Source organism: Noviherbaspirillum galbum (assembly GCF_010974945.1).
Taxonomy (GTDB): domain Bacteria; phylum Pseudomonadota; class Gammaproteobacteria; order Burkholderiales; family Burkholderiaceae_D; genus Noviherbaspirillum; species Noviherbaspirillum galbum.
Genome location: NZ_JAAIVB010000012.1, coordinates 246,487 through 272,589 on the forward strand (window position 1 = coordinate 246,487; position 26,103 = coordinate 272,589).

The window sequence follows — 26,103 nt, forward strand, 5'->3', positions numbered from 1 at the left end:
CGGGCGCTAGGGACGGTAGCCGGGAATGAGGGATTCGTCGACCTCGTCGATCTGGGACGGGTCCATGAATTTTTTCGCGTACTGCAGGTAGACCTTCTGCCGGACGAAGATGTCGAACAGGTCGGGGTCGATGTGATTGCGTTGGCGGAAGCCGCCGAGGATGACGAGCGACTCGGACAGGGTGTTGCCCTTCTTGTAGGGGCGGTCCTTGGCGGTCAGGGCCTCGAAGATGTCGGCGATGGCCATGATGCGGGCCTGCACCGACATCTGCTCGCCGCGCAGGCCGCGCGGATAGCCGTTGCCGTCCATGCGCTCGTGATGGCCGCCGGCATACTCCGGAACGAGTTCCAGGTGCCGCGGCCAGGGCAGCGACTCGAGCATGCGGATGGTGACCGAGATATGGTTGTTGATGATCTCGCGCTCGGCCTCGTTGAGCGTGCCGGCGCGGATGGTGAGGTTCGCCACTTCCTCGGCGTCGAGCAGGTCGCGTTCGTTGCCGTCCGGCGCGATCCAGCGATGGCGCGCGATCTGCCTCACCCTTTCCTGGTCTTCCGGCCGCATGAATTCGCCGCCCACGTTGGCGCGCCGCAGGAAGGCGCGGTCCTCGTCCAGCCCGGCGAGGCGCGCGGACAGCAGCTGGTTGATCTCGGCGTGGCGCCTGGCATCGTTGCCGGCGGCGAGCTTGTCCTTGAGCGACTGGATCTCGGCATCGCGCTTGAGCACTTCGAAACGGGCGTCGACCAGGTGGATGCGGTCGAAGATCGTTTCCAGCTTGGTCGCCTTCTCGACCACGTGCACCGGCGTCGTGATCTTGCCGCAGTCGTGCAGCAGGCCGGCGATCCACAAGGCCTTGCGGTCGCGGTCGCTCATGCTGAAGGCGGCGAACGGCCCGTTCGCGGTCTCGTGCACCGCCTGGGCCAGCATCATGGTCAGCTCCGGAACGTGCTCGCAGTGGCGTCCGGTGTGCGGCGATTTTTCATCGATGCCGATGTTGATCAGCTTGACGAAGGCCTCGAACAGTTCTTCCAGCGTCTTGATCAGCGACTGGTTGGTGATGGCGATCGCGGCCTGCGAGGCCAGCGCCTCGATCAGGCGCTGGTCGGACTCGCTGAAGGCCTGGATCGCGCCGGAGCGCTTGTCCCGGGCATTGATCAGCTGCAGCACGCCGGTCAGCGCGCCCTCATGGTCGCGCATCGGCACGGTCAGGAAGGATTGCGAATGGTAGCCGTGCGCAACGTCGAACTGGCGCATGCCCGAGAAGTTGAAGCCCTCGGCCTGGTAGACATCCGGGATGTTGACCGAGACGCCGGTATTGGCGGCGTAGGCCGCCACCGCGGCCATGTTGGGCGCGCCGGACGCGGTGGACAGGGGAATGTCCGGCAATGTGACGGGTTCGCCGCCCTGCCCGCCCAGGTACATGCCAAGGGTATCGTTGATCGAGATGCAGAAGCTAAGCGCGCAGCGGTCGCGGGTGACGCGGTACAACGTACCGCCGTCGGCGCGGGTCATGTCCTTGGCCGCCCTCAGGATGCGTTCCAGCAGCGCGGCGGTATTGGTGTTGGCGCTGAGCTCGACGCTCAGTTCGGTCAGGCGTTCGAGGCGCTGGGCGACCTCGGCATGGGTAAGGTCGCTCAAGGGGCGGCTCCGGCGGGACGTTGGGCGTTCATTCGAAATCGAAGACGTCGCCGCCGCGCAAGGCGCGGAACGGCCGGCCGCCGGCATCGCCGCGCAGCTCGTCCATGATCTGGTCTTCCTGGCCTGGCTTGAGGTGGTAGATCAGGAACTCGACCGCCCGCGGGACGCCGGCGATGTCGTCGAGCAGGGTGCGCGGGCAGAAATGCATGGACAGGTTGGCAAGCTCGAGCTCGGCGTTCGGGAAGGAGCAATCGACGATCACCCGGCTCAGGCGCGGCTGCGCCGCGAGCGCCTGCCACAGTTCGGGGGTGCTGCACATGTCGCCCGAGAACACGAAGCCGTCGCGGCCGTTGTCCACGTGGTAGGCCATGGATCCGCGGGAATGGCGCACGGCGTGCGGCGTGACCACGCGGCCGCCGAGTTCGATGCGGTCGCCGGGACGGAAGGGCTGCAGGCGGCAGGTCGGATCCTCGGCGCTGGGGATGGCGGTGAAGTCCGGCCACAGGACCCAGTTGAAGAGCGAAGTCTTCAGCGCCTCGATCACCTGTTCCGAGGCATGCACCGTCACCGGCCCGGACCGCTTGCCCCGCACCGCGTCCACCAGCAGCGCCAGCCCGGCCACGTGGTCGAGATGGGCATGCGTCACGAAGACATGATCGATGCGCACCAGCTCGTCGATGTCGAGATTGGTGATGCCGGTGCCCGCGTCGAACAGGATGTCGTGGTCGAGCCGCAGGCAGGTGGTGAACCGCTGGTGGCCGCCGATGCCGCCCGCGCAGCCGAGTATGTGAAGCTTCATGATCCCGATCCGTTTCAGAACGGGGCGAGGAACGCGTGACAGCACCGAGCGCCGCTTCGAACGAAGCCGTTCCCGCCGGTCTTGCGCCGTTTTCCTAGCCTCCCGTTGTTTTTCCGAATTGTAGACTGAAACACGGGGCTTGCGGCTGCCTGCCTTCCCGTTTTCGGCGCAGCCAAACCGATCCGCAAATATTCCGCATCCCCGATGACACTTATTTGCAACGCGACTTATATAATCGGGAATGGATCAGGAAGGCGCATCCGGCCGGCCGGGACGCCCTGCTCCGCTTCCCATGACAGATGGATAACACACGATGAGCGCGGTTCTCGGCACCCAGACGCCGGCAGGCTCCCAGGATGAAGTCGCGTCGCGGCTGGACTTCCTCAGGAAGCTGCAGGCGGTCACCAACAAGATTCACTCCACGGCCAACGTCGACGAGATCATGCTCGACCTGTCGCAGGACATCTGCGACCTGTTCGACGCCGACCGCCTGACGATCTACGCCCTGGCCGAGGACAAGGCCTCGATCGTTTCCAAGATCAAGACCGGACTGAATTCCGTCAACCAGCTCAAGCTGCCCATCTCCGACCAGAGCGTGGCCGGCTACGTCGCCCTGGTGCGGCGGGCGGTCAACATCCGCGACGTCTACGACGAGCAGGAGCTCAAGGCGCATTCGCCGAAGCTGCATTTCCTGCGCGAGGTCGACAAGCGCACCGGATACCGCACCAAGCAGATGCTGGTCGGTCCCATCGTCGACGAAGCCAGGGGCGAGTTGCTCGGCGTGGTCCAGCTCATCAACCACCGCGACGGCGACACCTTCCCGGCGGTGCTCGAGGAAGGCATCCGCGAATTGTGCAAGACGCTCGCCATCGCCTACACCCAGCGCCTGCGTCCGGCGCCGCTGCTGCGGTCCAAGTACCACCAGCTCGTCTCCGACGCCGTCCTGTCCGCCGGCGAACTCGAGGAAGCCACGCGCGCCGCGAGGAATTCCGGCAGGCTGGTGGAAGACCACCTGGTCGAGGAGTTCCAGGTCAAGCTCGCCTGGATCGGCGTGGCCCTGTCGCGCTTCTTCGGCCTGCCCTACGAACCGTTCCGCCAGGACCGGGTGAGGCCCTCCGACCTGCTGAAGAACCTCAAGCGGGAATTCATGGAGCAAAGCCAGTGGCTGCCCATCGAGGACGGCCCGGAAGGCATGGTGATCCTCGCCACCGATCCCGAGCAGGTGAGCAACGCGCGCGTCATCAACACCATCTTCCCCAAGGCCAGGCTGGCCTACCGCGTCACCACCCATGCCGAGTTCCGGCAGACGCTCGACCAGTTCTTCGGCGCGGAGAGCAGCCTGGAAACCGTCGTCGACCTCCTGTCCGGCCTCGACGACGACGATGACGACGGCACCGACATTTCCGAAGCCGACCTGTCCGCCGCGGCCGAGAACGAACTCGTCAAGCTGGTCAACAAGATCATCATCGACGCCTACCGCGCCGGCGCGTCCGACATTCACATCGAGCCCCGTCCCGGCAAGGAAAAGACCGTCATCCGCTTCCGCAAGGACGGCTCGCTGGAAAACTACATCGAGGTGCCGGCGAGCTACCGCAACGCCCTTGCCGCGCGCATCAAGATCATGTGCGAGCTCGACATCTCGGAGCGCCGCAAGCCGCAGGACGGGAAGATCCGGTTCAAGAAGTTCGCGCCGCTCGACATCGAGCTGCGGGTCGCCACGATTCCCTCGGCGGGCGGCGTGGAAGACATCGTCATGCGCATCCTGGCCGCCGGCGAACCCATCCCGCTCGAAAAGCTTGGCGTGCTGCCGCACAACCTCGAGCGCCTGAAGAACACCGTCACCAAGCCCTATGGCCTGTTCTTCGTCTGCGGTCCCACCGGCTCCGGCAAGACCACCACCCTGCACTCGGTGCTGCACTACCTGAACACGCCCGACACCAAGATCTGGACCGCGGAAGACCCGGTCGAGATCACGCAACGTGGCTTGCGCCAGGTGCAGGTCAACCGCAAGAGCGGCCTCGACTTCGCCACCGCCATGCGCGCCTTCCTGCGCGCCGACCCGGACGTCATCATGGTCGGCGAAATGCGCGACAAGGAAACCGTGGCCATGGGCATCGAAGCCTCGCTCACCGGCCACCTCGTCTTTTCCACCCTCCACACCAACAGCGCGCCGGAATCGATCGTGCGACTGCTGGACATGGGCATGGACCCGTTCAACTTCGCCGACGCCCTGCTCGGCGTGCTCGCCCAGCGTCTCGCCAAGCGCCTGTGTTCCCACTGCAGGCAGGCGTACGAGCCGACCGCGGAAGAACTCGAACTGCTGCTGGCGGAATACTGCGAGGAATTGCGCGGCACCGAGTCGTTCAGGTCGGACGCGGACGCGGCGCGCACGGATGTTCTCGCCGGATGGAAACGGCGCCATGGCGATGCGCATGGCAAGTTCACGCTCTACCGCGCGGTGGGCTGCGATCAATGCAACCAGGGGTACAAGGGACGCGTCGGGTTGCATGAATTGATGATCGGGACCGACAGGCTCAAGCGGCTGATCCAGGAGCACAGCCGGGTGGCGGTGCTCCTGGCCAGCGCGCTGGAGGATGGGATGCTGACGCTGAAGATGGATGGGATCGAGAAGGTGTTGTCGGGGATTACGGATGTGAAGCAGGTGCGGGCGGTGTGTATCAAGTGAGCGGGGGCGGTAGTGGCGGTTGCTGTCACTATCGGCTGTGGTTGTCGTTCCTACCTGCCGTCTTGTCCGCGCCCGCCTTTGTTATCCCCATAGCTCGACGTCGTCCCAAAAACGCGCCGTCATTCCCGCGAAGACGGGAGACCCATTGCGGGGTTCTCTCCAGTGAACCGGTTGCGGTTCCCACTCCGTGGGGGCTTGCCGGGGCTGGTCCCGGCGGCCCAGGTACTTTCTTTATCAGCAGACCCTAGGCGGGCCCTACGAAAGTACCCAAAGAAAGCTGCTCCAACACCCATGTGGGAGTCACTTCGGGTGACCTCGTCCGATGGGTTGAGGGGATGCCGTTCTCCGCGGTAGTAATCACCTGAACGGCAGATGGTGGCTCGACCTCCTGCCGCATCGGCATGGCTCGAGCCTGTTCCGACGGCGGGGAGCAGGAATCCGCAATCGTGCCAATGCCTACTGCCTTTCAAGCACCCTCCGGATTGTTCCCTCCCTTTCAAGGGGGGCCGCCGAGGTGGAGGGCTAGGGTGGGGATGGGTTTCGGCCGCATGTAGAGAACAGTATTTATTTCGCTGGCGAGGTCAACGCTGTTCTTTGCTCGCACCGGAAACCCATCCCCACCCTAGCCCTCCCCTTGAAAGGGAGGGAGCTTGGTAGTCAAGGCGCGGATGTAGTGGCGGTGGCGGTCGCCGCAGTCATCATTCGCCGTAACGCGATGCCGAAGGCGAGCCTGCGGCGTCCCTTCTGACGTCGCCGAAAGGGAGGGCGGCAGCAGGGTAAGGGCCAATCCCGGCTACGCCCCACGGAGTGGAAACCCCAACCGGTTCACCGGAGAAAAGGCAGAATTGGGATATCCCCCTCCACGGGAACGGGAACGAGATCGAGAACGCCAACCCTAACCACAGACGCCATCGTTACAATTCACTTCCATCACCTCACCTCACAATCAACCCCGCCGCTGCTCCCCTGCGTCGCCGTCCCACCCGCCGGACTCGACGACGAAAACGCCGGCGGCGGCTGGAACTGCATCCCCGGATTATTCGGCAGCACCACCGGCGGCAGGCTCATCGACGGCGCATATCCGAACTGCCCCGCACTGAAATTCAGCGATCCCCCGGAGTTGCTGAGATTGACCATCCCATCCAGCACCTGCAGGTAAAGGCCGGGAGCGCGCCCGCCTGGCGCTGAAGGCAAGTTCAATTGCGCCAGCCGGGGCATGCCCAGCATCTCGATCGGCGCGGCGGCCGGGCTATCGCTGACCACGTCCCCCGCCATCCGCACCGCCATGCCCTGCGGCAGCGAGGCCATGCTCGCCATCGCATAGGACGCGACGGCGGCCGCGTCGGGCGCGACGTATTCCGCGATGAAGATGGTGCCGCGGATGCCGATGGTCGCCGTCGGCGTGTTCAGGCCGAAGCGTTCCTTGCTGCGCTTGCCCAAGGTGCCGGTGACCGCGCGCAGGCCGCCCTTGACCAGGCTGAAGACCGCGCTGTCCTTGTCGGGCCGGGCTTCGTCGAAGGCGAAGTTCTCGATCTTGAACTGGGTGTTGGGACGCAGCGTGATCTCGCTGTTGTCGGTGAAGCGGATGCGGGCATAGGTATCCTTCTCGCTGATCAGGGTATCGCCCTGCTCCACGGCCGACTTCAGGGCGAGGGCCTTGACGGTGCCGTCCTGCTTGCGCGCCATCAGCGGTCCGCTCAGGTTGACGACCGTGCCCGCGACCTCGCCCGCCCAGGCCAGCGTGGAAACCAGCGCGGAGGCCAGCAGCGAGCCGGCCAGGCTGAACGCCTTAATTGCAGTAGAGTTTCTTGACGGTGTCATTGATCTTTACTCCCTCATCCTTGCCGCCGGCGCCATCCTGGCGCTCGTCCTTTTTATCGCCCGAACCCGACTGCTTCGAGCCGGATGCCGATGCCTGCTTGCTGCCCGTAATTTGCTGGGCGCCGATGGTAACGGCGAGGTCCGTCTTGTTGCTGGTCGAGATCAGGGTGTTGAGCAGGTTCGTGATGGCGACGCCGGCGGCGTCGGTACCCGTCGTTCCCACGGTCCCCGTACCCGTACCGGTGCCCCCTTGGGCGGTGCCGGTGTTGTTGCCGTTCGTGTTCCCGGTTCCGGTGTTGCCGGTGTTGCCGGTGTTGCCGGTGTTGCCGGTGTTCGTGTTACCGGTGCCCGTGTTCGCGGTCGGCAGGACAGCGCTGCAGCCGGGGAAGCTGGAATTGGTGGTGCACTGGCCCAGCGTCGGCAACACCGCGGAACAGCCTGACAATGACGGCGTGGCGGTGCACGCTGCCAGGGTCGGCAGGATGATCGAGCAGCCCGTCGTGGCAGGCGCGGCGACGCAGGTTGCCAATGATGGCAGCACCGCCGCGCAGCCCGCGGTCGACGGCGCCGTCGTGCACGCTGCCAGCGTAGGCAGCACCGCCGTGCATCCGATGGTTGCCGGAGACGCGGTGCAGGTGGTCAGGCTCGGCAACACGACGGAACAACCCGCGGTGGACGGGGCAGCCGTGCAAGCCGCCAGGGTCGGCAGCACTGCGGAACAGCCCGCTTTCGCCGGCGTCGCGGTGCAGGCAGCAAGCGTGGGCAGCACCACCGAGCATCCCGCGGTGGCGGGCGAGGCGGTGCAGGCACCGATCGTCGGCAGCACGGCCGAGCAGCCTGCCGTGGTCGGCGCGGCGACGCAGGTTGCCAGTGCGGGCAGGACGGCCGAGCATCCCGCCGTCGCCGGCGCGGACGTGCAAGTCGCCAGCGTCGGCAAGACTACCGAGCAGCCTGCCGTTGCCGGAGAGGCCGCGCAGGTGGCAAGGCTCGGCAACACGGCGGAGCAGCCTGCCGTGGCGGGCGCGGTCGTGCATGCGGCCAGTGTCGGCAGCACGACCGAACAGCCGGGGGTGGTTGGTGCGGCCGTGCAGATGGCGAGCGAAGGCAGCACCGCCGTACAGCCAGCCGTTGCCGGCGTGGCGGTGCAGGTAGCGAGGCTCGGCAGCACGGCGGAACAACCCGCCGTCGTCGGCGCGGTCGTGCAGGTCGCGAGCGTCGGCAGCACTGCCGAGCAGCCTTCCGCCGCCGGCGTGGCGGTACAGGTTGCCAGGCTTGGCAGCACCACCGAACAGCCTGCCGTCGCCGGCGCGGCGACGCAGGCCGCCAGGGTGGGCAGCACGGCGGAACATCCCGCGGTCGTTGGCGACGTGGTGCAGGTCGCGAGCGTCGGCAATACCACCGAGCAGCCTGCCGTGGCGGGCGCGGCCACGCAGGCGGCCAGCGTCGGCAGCACGGCGGAGCAGCCCGCCGTCGCCGGCGCAGTCGTACAGGTGGCGAGCGAAGGCAGGATGACGTTGCAGCCGAATGTCGAGGGGCTCGCGGTACAGGTCGCCAGGGACGGCAGGATGGCGGAACAGCCGGGGGTGGCCGGCGCGCTCAGGCATGTCGCCATGCTCGGCAACACGCCGGCGCATCCATACAGCGAGGGATCGGCGACGCATTCGTTGATCGTGCGCGGCGGCGGCGGCGGAGGCGGCGCGGGATTGCGGTTGGCCTGCTTGACCGTGCCGACGGGCACGGTGCCGTTGATGACGATCGCATCGCCCGCCTTGAGCGTCACCGTGCCGGAGGTGCTGACCATGCCGGTCGAGGAAACGGTGAGCTTGTCGGCGCTGCTGCCGGTGGCGCCCGCCTCCAGGTCGATCGCACCCGAGGTCGAACTGACGGTGCCGTCGATCGTCAGCGGACTGTGCGCGACGATGCTGATGCTGCCCGTCGAGGTGCTGACCGTCGAGCCCGAGCTGACCGTGGTTGCGCCGTTGTTGCTGATGCTGATCGTTCCGCTGCTATTGGCCGAGACGTTGCCGATGGAAAGCGTGCCCGTGTTGCTGAGGCTGATGGACGAGGACGTGCCGGTGTTCGAGGCGCTGATGCTGCCGACGGCCGAGGTCAGCGAAATGCCGGTGTCGGCGGTGGCGCTGAGCGACGCGCCGCTGATCAGGCTGCTGCCATTGAGCGAACCCTTGCTGGCGGAAAGCGTGACGGTGCCGCTCGACGCGCTGCTGGCGTTGATCGGCGCAAGCACCCGGATGTCGCCCGCATCGGCCGTGAGGTTGATCGCGCCGCTGGACGCGGTGACGCCGCTGCCAGACAGGCTGATCGTCTGGCTGTTCTTGAACGACACCGAGGCCGCGTTGCTGATCTTCAGGTTGTCGATGGTATTGGCCGCCGTGCCGAGGCTGATCGCGCCGCTGGCGGACAGGTTGAGGGTCTTGGCCATGAGCTTGGCATTGGCGGCGGACTGGCTGATGGTGCCGCCGGAGGTCAGTTCCATCACACCGTCGTTGTAGGCGCGTATTGCCGGGCTGTTCGATGCTTCGCTGGTGTTCCTGACGACCAGGTTGCCGGTGTTGCGGAACTTGAAGTCCTTGGTGATGGAGGTATCGCCCGCGCTGCCCGACAGATAGGTCACGCCGTTGTTCCAGCTGTCGAGGCTGACGTTCCCCTTGGCCGACGCGTCGAGCGCGGTGGCGCTGATCGGCTTGGTCTGGGTGATGTTGCCGCCCGCGTACAGGCCGATGGTGCTGAAGCCGGAAGGCAGGGAGCCCGACATGCCATAGTTGAGATTGCCCGCGCTGTGCGCGCCGATGCTCAAGTAGTCGGTGCCGACGAACTTGGACAGCATGTCTGCCGTCAGCGTCAAGGTGTTGGCGATGTCGGCATCGGCCAGCGCGACGTCGCGGTTGGCGGTGAGCGGGTGCACCCAGATCTGCCCGCTGTTGGCCTTGACCTGTGTGCCCGTGCTGTCCATTGCCAGGGTATCGGCTTCAATCTCGACTTCCGAGCCGGTCAGCGAATTGTTGCTCGACACCGAGACCTTGGAAGCCGACAGCTTCAAGGCATTGCTCGCCGTGATCGGCTTCGTCTGGCTGATGGTGCCGCCGGACGCCAGTTCGATCTTGCTGAAATTGACCGGCAAGGAACCGGTCATGGTGTAGGCGAGGTCGCCGGCGGAATTGTCGCCCAGCTTGAGGGTGCCTTCGCCGGTCAGCTTGCCGAGCACGTTGGAGGTCACGTTCAGGTTGCCGGCAACATCGGTATCCGTAATGGAAATCTGCCGGCCCGAGGTCTTGGGATGGATCCACAACTGCCCGCTGCCGCTGCTCACCGATATCGAGCCGGTGCCGGCGCTGAGGGTATCGGCGGCGATCTCGACGCCGACTCCGCTCAACGAGGTGTTGTCAGGCAGGCTGACCGACGAGGCCGACATCTTGAGCAGGCCGGTGGTGGAAACGCTGAACTTGGTTGGCGCGAAGATCGGATTGACCAGCGTGCCGTCGCCGGTATGCTGCAGGTAGACCTGCGCCGGGGCGCTGCTGGAATTGCCAATGGCGATGGCGGCATTGCCGCTGCCGCCGACCGACTTGGTCTTGAGCGGCGCGGTGGCCAGGCCGATGGGACCGCTGTCGGCGGTGTACTGCAGGCGCAGGTCGTTCGAGGTGATGGTGCCGCTGCCCGAGATGCCGGTGGTGCCGCCCTTGATGTACACGGTGCTGCCGCTGATGTTGTCGTTCACCTTCACGCCGGCGGCGAGGCCATTGATGGTGAGGTTGCCTTGCGCCGTGAGCGGCCCGGCGATGGTGATGCTCGGGTTGTTGCCCGGGTTGCCGTCACCGGCATTGATGGTGATGTCCTGTCCCGACACGGAGCCCGAGTAGCCGAATGAGGAATCGGTCACGATGTTGGTCCAGTAACTGCCCGTCGACGCGATCGTGACGTTCTTGCCGCCGCCTGCCGACACCGCGCCCCTGACGATCATCAGGCCGCCGTTGGCGGTCAGGTTGATGCTGCCGTTAGTGGTGGAGACGCCGGAATTGCTGACGATGAACGCCGAGGGGTCGGTGACGGTGATGTTGGCATTGGCGCCGCTGGTGGTGGCCGAGAAATCGCCATCCACGCCGGCCAGGCTGATCGAACCGGCTGAGGTGAGCGACATCGCGCCCGCCAGGTTCACGCCGCTGGTCAACGTGCTGGTGCCGGTGCCGCTGATGCCGCCCGAGCCCGCGTTGATCGTGATTCCGCCATTGCCTTGCACGCCGGCGCTCGCCAGGGTCACGCCACCGCTGGCGCCCGTCTTCAACGTGACGCTGCCGGTGGTAGAGATGCTCTTGCCGGCAGCGACGCTGATCGATCCGGTGGCGTCGGCGAAGCCGGCGGTGAAGGTCATCGGCAGGTTGTTGCTGCTCGACACGCTGGCGTTGACGGTGATGTCCTTGTCGGCGGTCAGCGTCAGCGACGCGCCGGAGCCTCCCGACAGGCTCGCCAGCGCGCCGGCGGAAGAATCCACCACGATGCTGCCGCCGGTGCCGGTCTTCACCTGCACCGCGGTGCCGCCGGCGACGGCAGTGCTGATCGCGGTGTCGATCAGCATCGACGCGCCGGTGAGCGCCTTAAATACGCCTGCCGGCGATTCGGTGGTGGTGCTCGCGCCGCCCGCGACCGAGGAGTTTGCGATGGTGATGTCGGCCGGGTCCAGCAGCCAGGTGCCGCCCTTGCCGGCGGCGGCGCCGAGGTCCGGCGTGCCCTGCACGTCAAGGTAGCGCTTGCCGGAAGTCTCGGCGAAGCCGCCGTTGCCGCCCTGCGCGCCGCCGCGCGCGGAGATCGCGCCGAGGCTGCGGGTCGTGTCGTCCGCCCAGACGATGACCTTGCCGCCGTCGCCGAGTCCGAGCGCATCCGCCCTGATCGAGGCTGACGGCCCGACGTAGGTCACGGCCGCATTGTTCACCAGCGGATTCGCGCCCTGGTAATCGCCGCCGACCAGGGCGGTGCCGCCGCCCTGGATGCCGGAGACGTCGACCTTCGCGTCGCCGGTCAGCGCCACGCGGCTGCCCAGCACCTGCACTTCCCCTCCCCTGCCGGCGCCGGTGGCCGTGGTCTGGCTGCCCGCGTCGAGCAGCGTGTCGCCGCTTGCCTTCAAGACGATCTTTCCGTTTTCGCCGACCACCGCGCTGTTGGCATTGATCACGCCGCGCTGCGTGACGAGGGCGCCGAAGATGCCCGCCCTGCCGCTCTGCGTGACGATCTGGCCGAGGTTGAGCGCCCGGTCCTGCGGCGCGCTTACCACCACCTGCAGGTTGGGATCGGCGGAGTCGACCAGCTGCACGCTGCGGCCCGCCGCCAGCATGACCTCGCCCTTGGGCGAGGTGATCAGGCCGCTGTTCTCGACGTTCGGCGCGATCAGCACCACTTGCCCGCCCGCCGGCGTGGTGATGGCGCCGGCATTGCTCAGGTCGCCGGCGGTCCCGCCGGCCTTGAAATTCCACTTGCCCCTGATGAAGTCGTCGTTCGCGATGTCCAGCGTGGAAGCCACCAGCCCGGCGGTGTCCACGCGCGCGCCCTGCCCGAACAGGACGCCGTTCGGATTGATCAGGAACACCCGCCCGTTCGATTGCAGGGCGCCGAGGATGCGCGACGGATCCTGGCCCACGATGCGGTTGAGCACCGTGCTGCCGCTGCCCTGCTGCAGGAAGCGCGTGATCTCGTTGCCACCGATCGAAAACGATTGCCAGTTGATGATGGCGCCCGGCGTATTGGCGATGGTGAGGATGTTGCCCTGGCTGGCGAAGCTTGCCTGGCCGTTGACGACCTGCGGTGCGAGCGGATTGGCGGCGGCCGTGCCGAAGCAGCCGGCGATCAGGACGCACAGCATGCGCCGCGCCAGCGCGCGGGATGCCGCCGCGTGTTCATGGGAAGGATGACGGGTGTTCATGAGCTTTCCTTGCATCGTGCTCTAGTAGTTCAGGCTCAGGCGGAAATGCAGCTTGCGCTCGCCCTTGGCTTGCAGGGGGCCGGCATTGATGACCTGGCCGAGATCGAGCTGCATGGCGGCGCGGTTGCCGAGGGCGAGGCGCATGCCAACGCCGGCGCTGCCGATGGATCCCTGCGCGGCTTCGCCCGGCAAGGGCTTGTTGCGCGACACCGACGCGGTGTCGTAGAAGGCGAGCGCGCGGCACTGGGCAGCCATGCCCGCCATCCCGCCGCACAGGTTCGGGGTGTAGACCTCGGCGTTGACCAGCCATCCGGAATCGCTGGACAGCTCTCTTTCCTCGAAGCCGCGCACCGACGCCATGCCGCCGGCGCCGAACTGTTCGCCGGGAACCAGGGCATCCCCGGTCGTCTGGCCGGTGAGGTTCAGGCGCCACTGCCAGTCCTTGGCGAACACGCTTGCCAGCGCGGCGTTGTAGCGAAGCAGGGTGTAGGCGGCCGGCGCGCCGGCGCGCACGCGTTCGAAATCGGCGGCGGTGCCGCGGGATCCGCCGGGCAGGTTGCGCACCAGCGTGGCGCCGACGTTCAGCTCCGTGCCGTTCAGGCCCAGCGTGCCGTTGTACGCCAGCGAGACCGGATGGACGGTGACGTCGTTGCCGAGCTGCACGCCCGACAGGGAAACGTTGTTCTGGAAGGCCTTGTAGTCGAGGCCGTAGCTCAGGCGGTGTTCGTAGTCGCCGATGCGCTTCAGGTTCTGGTTGTAGCGCGCGCCGAGCACCGAGCCGCGACCGCTGACCTGCAGCGCGAAGATGCCGGCGGTGACCGAACCCGAGTCGACGTTGGAATAGCTCGCGAACAGGTCGAGCGAATCGCCGAGCGCGTAGAAGGGAATGTGATAGCCCGCGCCATAGACGCTGACCTTGCTGGGCTTTTCCACCGTGGTGGTGTATTGCACGCTCAGCACCTGGTCCAGGTTGGCGACGTTGGCATGCTGCGCCTGCAGGGTCAGGTGGGTATTGCCGGTGCTGGAGTTGCCGCTGTTGTCGAGGCTGCCCATGAGCTTCCACGGGCGTTCGTCGCTGACCTTGAGGATGGCGTCGATTTCGCCATCCTGCTGCGCGGACTGGAGCTGCAGGTTGACCTTCTTCGCCGGGTTCTCGTTGGCGAGGCGCAGGCTCGACGACGCCCTGGCCACATCCGGCGTGATGCCCTCGCGCAATGCAGGCACGCTGGCGCGGATGTTCATGGTGTCGAAATGCTGGTTGCCCTCGACCCGCACCTTGCCGATCTTGGTTTCGACCACCTGCAGGCGCACCACCCCATGGTTCAGTTCCTGCTCGGGCAAGGCCACCTGCACCACGCTGTAGCCCGCCTTGCGGTATTCCTCTTCCAGCGCCTCCAGCGCGCGCTGCACGTCGCTGAAGCTGCGGTTCCTGCCGGCGAAGGCCTGCACCGCGGCATCCACCCGCTTGGCGGGCAGCAGGGTATTGCCCTGGACGTCGAAACGATTGATGTCGAAGCGCACGACGTCGTCAGGCGCGCCGGGAAGGCTGGAAGCTAGGAGGGGCGTCGCCGGCATGGCAAACGCCGCGCCGATCAGGAGCCGCAGGAAGGTGTTTCGCATGGTGTGGGATAGGATGTGTTTCCAACCGTTTCCGTCCTTGACTTGACGGGACCGATTGCCATTGCGCAACTATAACCTCCAGCTTGATATTTCTCAATTTGCCATCAAGCCTTTCATGCTTCTCCCCGGGTGGATGGGCAAAAACGTTGCAGACGCGCCTTGCCGTTCTTGCAACACGTCCTGGCCGGAATTTCCTGCGCCGGCGGCGGCAACGATTCGCGACATGGCAGGTCTACCGTCTACCGAAAGAGGGCCTTTACTTAGGTTCAAATCGCCCGGCGACGCTTTTGCGTCTCTTCAATTCGGCATCCGGCCGCGGGTGGCATAGTCGGGCATCCACGGTTGCGGATATACATTCATAGAGGCAAGGCGATGGGGCTGCTTCGAGAACGCTTGCGCAAGATGCTTCTGCCTTTGACGGCCGAACCCGCGTCCGCATGGACGATCGCGGGCCGCTTCGTGGTGCTGGCGGCGCTCTGCCTCGGCGCCTCGAGCGCGTCGCGCCAGCTTGCCATTCCTCCCAGCGTCGTGAGCGCATTGTGGCCGCCGTCGGCGGTTGCCCTTTGCGGCCTGCTGGCCTGGGGCTGGCAGATGATTCCCGCGATCTGGCTGGGCTGCGTCCTCGCCGCCTTCCTGGCCGGCATCCCTCCCCAGACGGCGGCGCTGGTAGGCCTCGGCAATGCCCTCGAGCCTGTCATTGCCTTGCTGCTGATGCACCGCGTGTTCCGCCGCGGCAGCGATCTCTACCACTACGACAGGGTGTTCAAGTTCATCGGCATCGCGGCGGCCAGCGCCATGATCTCCGCCACTGTCGGCACGAGCGCCCTGGCGCTGACCGATCCAATCGACCGCGGACCGTTCGCGGTCAACTGGCTGACCTGGTGGCTCGGCAATTCGAGCGCGATCGTGATCGTCGTGCCGCTGCTGATGTCCTGGAACGCCGGCGCGTCGATCGCCTGGACGCCCCGCAAGCGCATCGAGGCGGCGGCCTTCGCCATCCTGCTGCCGGCGACGTCGCAGCTGGCATTCAGCCGGATCGGCGGCGAACTCGACCTGAGCTATCTCTGCCTGCCCTTCATCCTGTGGGCGGCCTTCCGCTTTTCGCTGTGCACGGTCACGTTGACGACCGGCCTGATCTGCGTCATCGCCACCTGGAACACCACACACGGGCTGGGTCCGTTCGCCTCCAGCGACCTCAACACCTCCTACCTCGTGCTGATGACCTTCACCGGCGTGGTCGGCACCATGGGGCTGGTGCTGGCCGGACTGGTGCACCGCTACCGTGAAGCCGAACGTTCCCTGCGCGCCGAACGCGACATGCTCGAGCTGCGGGTGCAGGAACGCACCGAAGGCCTGGCGAGCGAACTGGCCCAGCGCCGCCGGGTGGAAGCCGAACTGGCGGATGCCCAGCACCTCGCCGGCATCGGCAGCTGGCTCTGGGATCCGGTGCGCCGGACCGTGCACTGGTCCGACGAGCTGTACCGCATCGTCGGCGCCGAGCGCGGGTCGTTCGTGCCCGACCCTACGTCATGCCTGGCCCTGATTCATCCCGACGACCTGGCCCAGGTGGAACAGGCGATCCGCCAGGGGTCGACCGAGAGAACGCCGTTCGAGCTCGAGCACCGCCTGCTGACCCTGCAGGGAGAAACGCGCATCGTGCTGTCGCGCGGCCAGGCGGCGCATGCCGATGACGGCAAGCTGCGCATCCATGGCACGGTGCAGGACATCACGAAGGCGAGGGGAACGGAAGCGTCGCGCCGGGAGGCGGAGTCCCGTTACCGTACCCTGGTGGAGGTATCGCCGGACGCGATCCTGGTGCAGCAGGACAGCAGGTTCGTCTTCGCCAACGAGGCAGCCGTTCACCTGCTTGGCGCGTCGTCGCCGCAGGAAGTCATCGGCAGGTCGATCTACGACTTCATCCATCCGAGCTATCACGAGCTGGTGCAGGAACGCCTGCTCTACCTGGAAGACGGCGAACAGGTCCTGTCGCTCGAGGAGAGGCTGGTGCGGCTGGATGGCTCCGAAGTCGACGTCGAGGTCAATTCGGCGCCCTTCCAGCATGACGGCCGGTCGGCCTCGCTGTTCATCATGCGCGACATCACCGAGCGCCGCCGGTCCGTCGAGCAGATGGCCTACCTCGCGCACTATGATTCCCTGACCGGCCTGCCCAACCGCATGCTGTTCCACCAGCGCCTCGAGCACGCGCTGCACCTCGCGGAACGTCCCGGGCAGACGCTGGAGATCCTGTTCCTCGACCTCGACCGCTTCAAGAACATCAACGACACGCTCGGCCATGCCACCGGTGACCTGGTGCTGAAGGAAACCGCCCTCCGGCTGCAAGGCATCCTGCGCGATTCCGACACGGTGGCGCGCCTGGGCGGCGACGAGTTCGTGGTGCTGGTGGAAAACATCGACGAACCGCACCGCGGCGGCAAGATCGCTGAAAAGATCCTCAATGCCTTCAAGGCGCCCTTCCTGCACGAGCATGAGCCTCTGAGCATCAGCACCAGCATCGGCATCGCCAGCTATCCCGACGACGGCCGGGATGCCAGCACGCTGCTCAAGAACGCCGATATCGCGATGTACCGGGCCAAGGAGCTGGGACGCAACAATTTCTGCTACTACTCGCCGGAACTCAACCGCCACAGCACCGAGCGGCTCATCATGGAATTCGCGCTCTCCACCGCCATCCAGAACGCGCAGCTGTTCCTTCTCTACCAGCCCAAGGTCGACCTGCTGACCAACCGCATCACCGGCATGGAAGCCCTGCTGCGCTGGCGCCATCCGACCCTCGGCCTGATCGCGCCCGACAAGTTCATTCCGCTCGCGGAAGAAACAGGGCTGATCATTCCCATCGGCTACTGGGCGATCCGGGAAGCCTGCGCGCAGAACAGGAAATGGCAGGACTACAACACGACGCGTCTGCGGGTGGCGGTCAACCTCTCGCTGCGCCAGCTGAACGATTCCAGCCTGATCGAGAATATCCGCGCGATCCTCGACGAGACCGACCTCGATCCGCGCTACCTCGAACTCGAGATCACCGAGACGGCGGTCATGTCGAACCCGGACAAGGCGTCGGCGCTCCTGAACGAGTTGCGGGCAATGAACATCAGCGTCGCGATCGACGACTTCGGCACCGGCTATTCGTCGCTGGCCTACCTGAAGCAGTTTCCGATCCGCGCCGTCAAGATCGACCGCTCGTTCGTGCAAGGAATTCCGGCCAACCATGACGACTCGGCGATCACCAAGGCCATCATCAACCTCGCCCACAGCCTCGAATGCAGCGTGATCGCGGAGGGCGCCGAGACGCAGCAGCAATACGATTTCCTGCGCGACCACGACTGCGACAGCGTGCAGGGATATTACTTCAGCGAACCGATGTCGGCCGACAGCTTCGGCGACCTGCTGCGCACCCAGACCACGCTGACCATGCACTGACGCGCCGCCGCGCGTCCGGCTACGGTCAGGACTTTTCCTCGCCCAGCATGGCCGCGACGCGGCGCCGCATGCGCGCCACGTGCGATCCTTCCCAGTACACCTGCAGGCAGGCTTCGCACTCGAAGAAGCGCTCGTGGGCGCTGCGACTGTGCGCCGGCACCCGATGCTCCACCTTGTCCTTCTCCACCTTGCGCAACAGGCCATTGCAGCCGAGGCAACGCGTCAGCGCGCGCGCCGACGCGGCGAGCCGGTAACGGGCCACCACCTCCGCGATCTGCGCGTCGGTATCGACCGCATGCAGGTAGCAGCCATGCAGGATTTCCTTGCGGATGAGCAGGTCGCGGTCGCGGCTGAGAACGATGCGGTTGTCGGCGGCGGCGATGCGCGCGACTTCCGCATCGTCGTAGTCATTGCGGTACAGCACGTCGAAGCCCAGCATGCGCAGGTATTTTGCGAGCTGGCCGAGATGCGCGTCGGCGATGAAGCGCGGCGGATCGGGCTGCGGCGGCCGCAGCAAGACGGCGCCCTCCTCCGCGCCCGCCGCGGGATAGATGGCGACCTCGTCGCCGTCCTGCAGGCGGTGTCCGAAACCCGCCGCCGCGCCGTTCACCAGGATGCGCTGTACCTCGGTATGCGGCACGCCGAGCGCCTCGATCATGTGCTTGACGCTGGCATCGGGAGGGCAGGCGTGGCCCACCCGCTGCCCTCGTTCCCGGGGCGGCAGGAAATCATTCAGTTCGGCAAAGAAACGGAAGCTGGCGCGGACCATTCCGGTTGGACAGCATGCGGCACCTGAAGTGCGTGCGCCGGCTTACATGCGCGCAAGTTCGCCGGCATGGCGCGCCATGCCATCCGCACGCGTTTGACGCGCATCAATCGTCGTTATGTCGACTTTCGGTTCAAGGCAGTCTAACGCGTAACCGGCCAGCAAGGCCGCAGGAGAAATCATGTCCTACAAGACCGTCCTCGTGCACGTGGACGAATCGGAACACGCGGTGGCGCGTATCCGCCTCGCGGCCAGCATCGCCATGACGCAGAGCGCGCATCTCATCGGCACGGCGATGACCGGCGCATCACGTTACCTGGTACAGACGCGCATGCTGGCGGAGATGGATCCCCACCTCAAGACCCACCTCGATTTCCTCAAGGAACGCGCCCGGCGCGGGCTCGACATCTTCGACAAGACGGCGCAGCAGGTGGGCATCGCCTCGCATGAAAAGCGACTGGTCGACGACGAAGCCGGCGGCGGCATCTGCCTGCAGGCGCGTTATGCCGACCTCGTCGTCATCGGCCAGAACGACCCTGACGAACGCTCGCCCGTGGTCATGCCCGACTTCCCGCAGTACGTCGTGCTCAATTCCGGGCGCCCGGTGCTGCTGGTACCCTACAGCGGCCAGTGCGAGCACATCGGCAAGCAGGTATTGATCGCGTGGGATGGCAGCATGTCCGCCACGCGCACCGTCACCAATGCCATACCCCTGCTTCGCCGCGCGCAGATCGTGGAGGTTGCCGTCATCAATGCCGGGGCCTGGACGCAGACCTATGGGGGGTTGCCCGGGGCCGACATCGCTACTTACCTCGGACGGCATGGCATCACGGCGGAGGTGGTGCAGCACCAAGCCGATGAAGCGATCGGGCCGGCCTTGCTTGGGCTGGCGGAGAAGCAGCAGGCGGATTTGCTCGTGATGGGGGGGTATGGGCACACGCGCTTCCGCGAGATCGTGCTGGGCGAGGTGACGCGGGTGGTGTTGGAGAGGATGGCGATGCCGGTGTTGATGTCGTATTGAGGGGCGACGGTCACCTGCGTTCCGACTGCCGCCATGCTCCCCGACTACTTGTGTCATCCCCGCGGAGGCGGGGATCCCGCTTTCGTGCTGTCCTGGCCGGCTCCGGCGACGGGGAGCACCAAAGACCACGTCGTCGGCTCAGGTGGTTGCTCGCATCAAAACTCCGTCCACTCCTCCCCGGCCATCGCATTTCCCCTTGCCACCTGCCGCCCTGCCGGCACCACTGCCCGTGACGCCGCCGCCGGCGCGGCAACCATCACTTCGCCGGCAGGCGCGGGCACGCGCACCGACGCGCCGGCGCCGAGCTTGAATATGCTTACCACGTGCGACAACCCCATTGCCTGCTCCTGCATGGACGCGGCGGCGGCGGCGGCTTCTTCCACCAGCGCGGCGTTCTGCTGGGTCACCTCGTCCATCTGGTTGATGGCGAGGTTCACCTGTTCGATGCCTTGCGTCTGCTCCTTGCTCGCCACCGAGATCTCTTGCATGATGTCCGTCACCCGCTTCACGCTGGCAACGATCTCCTGCATGGTGGAGCCGGCTTCGTCGACGAGGCGTGCGCCGGTGTCGATCTTTTCGACGGAGTCGTCGATCAGTTCCTTGATCTGCTTGGCGGCGGCGGCGGAGCGTTGCGCGAGCTGGCGCACTTCGGTGGCGACGACCGCGAAGCCCTTGCCCTGCTCGCCCGCGCGCGCCGCTTCGACGGCGGCGTTGAGGGCGAGGATGTTGGTCTGGAAGGCGATACTGTCAATGACGTCGATGATGTCGACGATCTTCTTCGCCGAGTTGTTGATCGAACCCATGGTGTGCACCACCTCGGAGACGACGGAGCCGCCGCGCACCGCCACTTCGGATGCGGACATGGCGAGCTGGTTGGCCTGGAAGGCGCTGTCGGCGTTCTGCTTGACCGTCGAGGTCAGCTCTTCCATCGACGAGGCGGTCTCTTCCAGCGAGCTGGCCTGGGTTTCCGTGCGTGCCGACAGATCCATGTTGCCGGAAGCGATCTGGCTGGAGGCGGTGGCGATGGTTTCCGTGCCGGTGCGCACTTCGCTCACGATGCGCACAAGGCTTTCGTTCATTTCCTTCAATGCCTGGAGCAGTTGTCCGGTTTCGTCGGCGCTGTCGACCTCGATGCGGTTGCTGAGGTCGCCGGCCGCCACGCTGCGCGCGATCTTCACTGCCTGCGACAGCGGCCGGGCGATGGAATGCATGAGCCAGAGGCAGATCGCGGCGGCGATCAGGATGGAGACCAGCATGCCGGAGAGGCAGGCGTTGCGGACCAGGAGATAGCGTTCCTGGGTAGCGTCGAACTCATGCTTGGCGGCGTCGAGCTGGAACTGCAGCAGGTTGTTGGTGGCCTTGTTGATCTCGGCGGCGTGCTGGTGCATCGGACCGCGCATGGTGGCAGTTGCCTTGGGAATGTCTCCTGCCCGCAAGGCAGTCTCTGCCGGCTTCAGGCCCTCGCTGACGAACCGCGCGCGCGCCGCGACGAAGAGATCGGCCAGTTCCTTTTCCCGGGGCGTGATGTTGCCGTGCACGTAGGCTTGCCAGAGCTTGTCGATTTCCTGCACGCGCGCATCCACCGCATCCATTTCCTTGGCGATGCCGGCGCTGTCGTCGCTGGTGGCTTCGGCCACGGCAATCTGGTTCTGCTGAATGAGGCGCACGATGCGGTCGAGCTGGCCGGTCGGAACGAGGCGGTCTTCATAGTTGTCCTTCAACGCTTCATTCGCCGCATACAGGCTCGTCAGGCCGATGAAGGCGCCGCTGATGCACATCAGGCAAAGAAAGCTGACCACGAAGATCAGGCGCGACTTGATGCTCAGGTTCTTGAATAACATGGACTTCCCCGCAGAGTTGGCTTGGCTTGACGACAGGACGGGCCCGTGCCGCGCGCTATGACGTTGATATTTATCAAAATAACGGGACCAGAATAGGTGTTCCCGTTTTTGCAAACATTGATCTCAGTCAATTTTTCCAATATGTGAGCGCGCGCTGCCCGCGACGGTGCCGGGCGGCGTCATGGAAGGCTTGAAGTGTTCCCTTTTCGCCTCAATCCCGCACCGCGGTGCAGGCGGCAAGGATCAGCTCAAGGGCAGGAAGAGAGGGTGACGACGGGTGCCTGCTCGACGGAGCCGGCGAACTCGCTCATGGAATGGCACCGGCCGTCCCAGCAGAGCTGGTAATCGGCGACATAGCCCGAGCGGGCGAGATCGATGCTAGCGAAGGAAGACACGGCGGGCCGGTAATGCCAGGCGCCCTGACGAAAGACCGCGTCGTCGGGCGGTTCCATGCCGGCGCCGGAACCGCGAATGCGGGCTTCCTCGAGTTGCAGGCGCCCGCCGACGACGCGGTAGTCTTCTTCCCAGCGTATCTTTTCGATGGAATGGGTCCAGGCCAGCGTGAAGGCCTGGACAGGAACGACCACCGACAAGGCGGCGGCCGCCAGGCACAATGCCGTCATGCCGGCGCCAGGCGCTTTTTCTGCCAGAGATGCCAGCCAACGAAGCCGGCCGTCATGGCGAAACCGATTTCATCGGTCAGCGGAATGGCCGCCACCAGCAGGCAGGCCGCCACGACCACGACTACGCGCTCCATGGGCTTGAGCGGCATGGCGAAGAAACCCACCGTGCCCGCTGCCCACAAGGCGATCGCTACCACCGCCTTAAACACCACGTACGCAACGCTCAATGCCGTCCAGTCGCCCTGAAGCATCAGCTCGGGCGAATACACCGCCATGAAGGGCACGACGTAGCCGGCAATGGCGATCTGCGTCGCCTTCCAGCCGATCTTGTCAGGATCGTCCTTGGCGATCGAGGCTGCGGCGAAGGCGGCGAGCGCGACCGGCGGCGTCAGGTCGGCCATGATGCCAAAGTAGAACACGAACATGTGCGACACGATCAGCGGCACGCCGAGCTTGAGCAGCGCGGGCGCGGCGATGGCGCTGGTGATGATGTAGTTCGGGATCGTGGGAATGCCGGTGCCGAGCACGAGGCAGGCCACCATCGTCAGGATGAGCGACAGGAACAGGCTCTTTTCGCCGATCTCGAGGATGTAGCCCGCGAAGGTCGAGGCCGCGCCGGTGAGCGACAGCACGCCGATGATCACGCCGACGATCGCGCAGGCGACCCCGACCACCAGGCCCTGCTTCGCGCCGTCCACCAGGCTCTGCCGCAGCACCGCCAGCGTCACCCGCCCCTCGCGGTTCATGAACGAAACCAGGCACAGCACCGCGATGACGGCGATGATCGCGTAGATGCCGAATTTTGCGAAGCTTGCCGCGCCGAGTCCGACGGCCAGCCAGAACACGTAGCGGAAGGCGGCCGGCGACAGGCGCGCGGCGATGCCGGCGCCGAGGATGAGGATGGCGGTCAGGGCGAGTCCGGTCAGGCCGGCGAACATCGGCGTGAACCCGTGGAACAGCATGTACACCAGCGCAGCCAGCGGCAGCGCGAGGTGCCAGTCGGTCTTGAGGGCGCGCCAGGCGCTCGGGATCTGGTCCTTGGGGATGCCGAGCAGGCCCATGCGCCCCGCTTCCAGGTGAACCATGGCGAAGGCGGTGAAGTAGTACAGCACCGCCGGGATGATGGCCGCCTTCACGATGTCCGAGTAAGGCACGTTCAGGGTTTCGGCCATGATGAAGGCGACCGCGCCCATCACCGGCGGCATGATCTGCCCGCCCATGGAAGCCGTCGCCTCCACCGCGCCGGCGAACACGCCGGTATAGCCGAAGCGCTTCATCAGGGGAATGGTGAACTGGCCGACGGTGAGAACGTTGGCGACGCCTGATCCGGAAATCGTGCCCATCAGGCCGGAGGATATGACCGCCACCTTGGCAGGGCCGCCCTGCGCGCCGCCCACCAAGCCGAGCGCGACGTTGTTGAAGAGGCGGATCATGCCGGCATGCTCGAGGAAGGCGCCGAACAGGATGAACAGAAAGATGTAGGTGGCCGACACCATCGTCGGCGTGCCATAGATGCCTTCGGTGCCGAGGTAAAGCTGGTCGATGATCTGGTCGAAGCCGAAGCCGCGATGGGCCAGCGCGCCCGGCAGGTATTGTCCGAACATGCCATAGAGCAGGAAGGTGCCGCAAATGATAGGCAAGGCCTTGCCCATGATGCGGCGCGACGCCTCGAACACCATGACGACCACGATCGCGCCCACCACCAGGTCCGTCGTGGTGGGATCGCCGGCGCGCTGGATCAGGTCCGCCTCGAAGATCCAGTGGTAGAGCGAAAGGCCGAAGCCGCCTGCGGCCAGCAGCCAGTCGTACCAGGCGATCCGGTCCAGCGGCTGCTTCGCGTTCAGGGGATAAAGCAGGAAGGTCAGCATCAGCAGGAAGCCGACGTGGATCGAGCGGATCACCAGGCTCGACAGGGGGTGGAAGGCCGCAACGATCAGCTGGTAGGTCGAAAACGCGAGCGCCACGCCGATCATGACCTTGAGCGCAATGCCGACGAGCTTGCGCTGCGTTCCATGTTCCTCGAAGTCGTCGATCGCCGGCGGCGGGCCGTCACCCGGCGCGGGAGCGTGCAGATCCATGTGAGCCATTCGTCCATCCTCCTGAAAGTATCGGCGCAGGTTCCGTGCCTGCGCTCTCGTCGTGTCGGCGGGCGGCGCCGGCCAGGCCGGCGGCCGCGTCTTGCGCAAGAATGCGGCGTTACTTCAGGACGCCGATTTCCTTGAAATACTTTTCGGCGCCGGGATGCAGCGGCACCGGCATGCCCTGGGTCGCCGCTTCCTTGCGGATGGACTTCGCCGCCACGTGGGCCGCGGTCATGGCATCGAGGTTGTCGAACATCGCCTTGGTCATCTTGTAGACGGTGTCGTCGGCCACCCCGGAGTGGGTCACGAGGAAGTTCTGCACGTAGGCGGTCGGCACGTTGGCGGCCTGGCCTTCATAGGTATTGGCGGGGATCACGCCGGACTGGTAGGCCGGGTCGCCGACCTTGGCCACGACGTCGGCCGGCACCGGCACGACCACGATCTTGACCGAGGTGGACAGGTCGCGCAGGGAGGACACGCCGAGGCCGGCGGACTGCAGCGTCGCGTCGAGCTGGCGGTTCTTCATGAGTTCCACCGATTCGCCGAAGGGCAGGTATTCCACCTTGGCGAAGTCCTTGTAGGTCAGGCCGGCGGCCTTGAAGATGGCGCGGGCATTGAGTTCGGTGCCCGACTTGGGCGCCCCGACCGAGATGCGCTTGCCCTTCAGGTCGGCCAGCGACTTGATGCCCGAATCCGCCGAGGCCACGATCTGGATGTAATTCGGATAGACGCCGGCGATGCCGCGCAGCTTCTTCAGCGGCGCCTTGAAGCCAGCCTCCTCGTCGCCCTTCCAGGCGTCGGACAGGGAATCGCCAAGGGTGAAGGCGACTTCGCCGCGTCCTGCCTGCAGCAGGTTGAGGTTTTCCGCGGAGGCCTTGGTGGCCTGCACCGAGGTCTTGGCATTGGGGAGTGCCTTGCCATAAATCTGGGAGAGCGCCACGCCGAGCGGGTAATAGACCCCGCTGGTGCCGCCCGTCAGGACGTTGATGAACTGCTGTTGTGCCTGCGCGGGCGCGATGCCGGCAAGCCCGCACGCCGCGATCAACAGGATGCGGCGCAGAAGGCGTGATGTCATGCTTGTCTCCGTTAGGTTGTCAGTTCGGCTTCATGCCGAATCATTGGCCATTGTATAAGGTCTTGGATCGTCGTGTCGCGAGGAAAAACAGGAAAGCGGCGAACGCCGGCGATGACGGTAATGACGAGGTAAAGCGCGGGAAGGTAACGATGGCTTCGCTGGCGCGCCGCGGTCGGCGCATGCGGGGGCGTGGATACGGTCTTGCGGGGTCTTGCGGAGGGCGGGGGTGCCACACGGCGGCTTGCGCCGCGCGTGTGCCTGTGTGGTGGTCTGCCGGCGCGGGGCCGGCGCTGCCATGGAGTGACTGATGAACCGCCGGGCTTAGTGCAGTGCGCCCTGCTGGCCGCCGCCCTGCGGGGGCGTGCTCTGCTGGGTGGCTGCGTTGGCATCCGGCTTCGGCTTGCCTTGCGCGTCGCTCAGGCGATACTTGGTGCGGCGATCGCCCATGAGGTCGCGCAGCTCGCGGATGCTCATGCCGGTCGTCTCGTGCATGCGGATCAGCAACGATGCGCCGATGGGCAGGCGGCGGTGGCGGATCTTGCTGATCACCGGCGGTGCCACTTCGAGCATACGGGACAAAGCCGCATCGTTCTTCAGGTTCATCTTTTCAAGCAGCGTATCCAGCAACCTGTTCGGGTCGTAGGTTTCCTGCCCTGCCAATGCGTGGTCGTTCATGATCTGCTCCTCGGTAAGTGTTGTGACCATACTCAGGTGTAACAAATGACAGCTTGTTCCCCATTAAGTTTCCCGGTGCAATAGAAATTGTTT

14 protein-coding genes are annotated in these 26,103 nt (G+C 65.7%); 3 read left to right on the forward strand and 11 right to left on the reverse strand.

Features of this window, described 5'->3' with window-relative positions; translation table 11 throughout:
- Positions 1 to 6 precede the first annotated feature (6 nt).
- Together G3574_RS05215 and G3574_RS05220 are read right to left on the reverse strand one after the other, a co-directional pair.
- Complete coding sequence (locus tag G3574_RS05215; RefSeq protein ID WP_235953034.1) at positions 7 to 1,635, reverse strand: HD family phosphohydrolase; 1,629 nt, start codon at positions 1,633 to 1,635, stop codon at positions 7 to 9.
- Positions 1,636 to 1,663: 28 nt separating this feature from the next.
- Positions 1,664 to 2,434, reverse strand: a complete 771-nt coding sequence (locus tag G3574_RS05220) for an MBL fold metallo-hydrolase (protein WP_163960942.1) — start codon at positions 2,432 to 2,434, stop codon at positions 1,664 to 1,666.
- A gap of 313 nt (positions 2,435 to 2,747) precedes the next feature.
- On the opposite strand from G3574_RS05220, the gene G3574_RS05225 reads away from it, so the two are divergent.
- Complete coding sequence (locus G3574_RS05225; protein ID WP_163960943.1) at positions 2,748 to 5,120, forward strand: GspE/PulE family protein; 2,373 nt, start codon at positions 2,748 to 2,750, stop codon at positions 5,118 to 5,120.
- A 930-nt stretch (positions 5,121 to 6,050) separates the two neighbouring features.
- Here G3574_RS05225 and G3574_RS05230 read toward each other — a convergent pair.
- From G3574_RS05230 to G3574_RS05240, 3 genes are read right to left on the reverse strand one after another with little or no spacing between them, the layout of a single operon-like run.
- Positions 6,051 to 6,941 (reverse strand): FecR family protein, encoded by an 891-nt coding sequence (locus G3574_RS05230; RefSeq protein ID WP_163960944.1) that lies wholly within the window; start codon positions 6,939 to 6,941, stop codon positions 6,051 to 6,053.
- A complete protein-coding gene (locus G3574_RS28065) occupies positions 6,910 to 12,870 on the reverse strand; it encodes a beta strand repeat-containing protein (protein ID WP_205609666.1) in 5,961 nt (1,986 codons plus the stop codon). Before G3574_RS28065 ends, G3574_RS05230 begins: the two co-directional genes overlap by 32 nt.
- A gap of 21 nt (positions 12,871 to 12,891) precedes the next feature.
- Positions 12,892 to 14,490: a ShlB/FhaC/HecB family hemolysin secretion/activation protein gene (locus tag G3574_RS05240; protein ID WP_163960945.1), complete on the reverse strand. Its 1,599-nt coding sequence runs from the start codon at positions 14,488 to 14,490 to the stop codon at positions 12,892 to 12,894.
- Between the two features lie 402 nt (positions 14,491 to 14,892).
- Between G3574_RS05240 and G3574_RS05245 the strand changes: the two genes are divergently transcribed.
- Positions 14,893 to 17,928 (forward strand): bifunctional diguanylate cyclase/phosphodiesterase, encoded by a 3,036-nt coding sequence (locus tag G3574_RS05245; RefSeq protein ID WP_235953073.1) that lies wholly within the window; start codon positions 14,893 to 14,895, stop codon positions 17,926 to 17,928.
- 25 nt (positions 17,929 to 17,953) lie between these two features.
- Here the strand turns inward: G3574_RS05245 and G3574_RS05250 are convergent, their stop codons facing one another.
- Complete coding sequence (locus tag G3574_RS05250; RefSeq protein ID WP_163960947.1) at positions 17,954 to 18,697, reverse strand: Mut7-C RNAse domain-containing protein; 744 nt, start codon at positions 18,695 to 18,697, stop codon at positions 17,954 to 17,956.
- A 178-nt stretch (positions 18,698 to 18,875) separates the two neighbouring features.
- Here G3574_RS05250 and G3574_RS05255 point away from each other — a divergent pair, with 178 nt between their 5' ends.
- Entirely contained in the window at positions 18,876 to 19,715 is an 840-nt protein-coding gene (locus G3574_RS05255; protein WP_163960948.1) for a universal stress protein, read from the forward strand.
- 155 nt (positions 19,716 to 19,870) lie between these two features.
- Here the strand turns inward: G3574_RS05255 and G3574_RS28640 are convergent, their stop codons facing one another.
- The 5 genes from G3574_RS28640 to G3574_RS05280 form a co-directional block, all read right to left on the reverse strand.
- Positions 19,871 to 21,556, reverse strand: a complete 1,686-nt coding sequence (locus G3574_RS28640) for a methyl-accepting chemotaxis protein (RefSeq protein WP_163960949.1) — start codon at positions 21,554 to 21,556, stop codon at positions 19,871 to 19,873.
- Positions 21,557 to 21,804: 248 nt separating this feature from the next.
- On the reverse strand, positions 21,805 to 22,179 hold the full coding sequence (locus G3574_RS05265; RefSeq protein ID WP_163960950.1) for a DUF1850 domain-containing protein: 375 nt from the start codon (positions 22,177 to 22,179) through the stop codon (positions 21,805 to 21,807).
- Positions 22,176 to 24,266, reverse strand: coding sequence for a TRAP transporter permease (locus G3574_RS05270; RefSeq protein WP_163960951.1), 2,091 nt, complete (start codon positions 24,264 to 24,266; stop codon positions 22,176 to 22,178). Before G3574_RS05270 ends, G3574_RS05265 begins: the two co-directional genes overlap by 4 nt.
- A gap of 109 nt (positions 24,267 to 24,375) precedes the next feature.
- Entirely contained in the window at positions 24,376 to 25,335 is a 960-nt protein-coding gene (locus G3574_RS05275; RefSeq protein WP_163960952.1) for a TAXI family TRAP transporter solute-binding subunit, read from the reverse strand.
- Positions 25,336 to 25,656: 321 nt separating this feature from the next.
- Positions 25,657 to 26,010, reverse strand: a complete 354-nt coding sequence (locus G3574_RS05280) for a hypothetical protein (protein WP_163960953.1) — start codon at positions 26,008 to 26,010, stop codon at positions 25,657 to 25,659.
- Positions 26,011 to 26,103 lie beyond the last annotated feature (93 nt).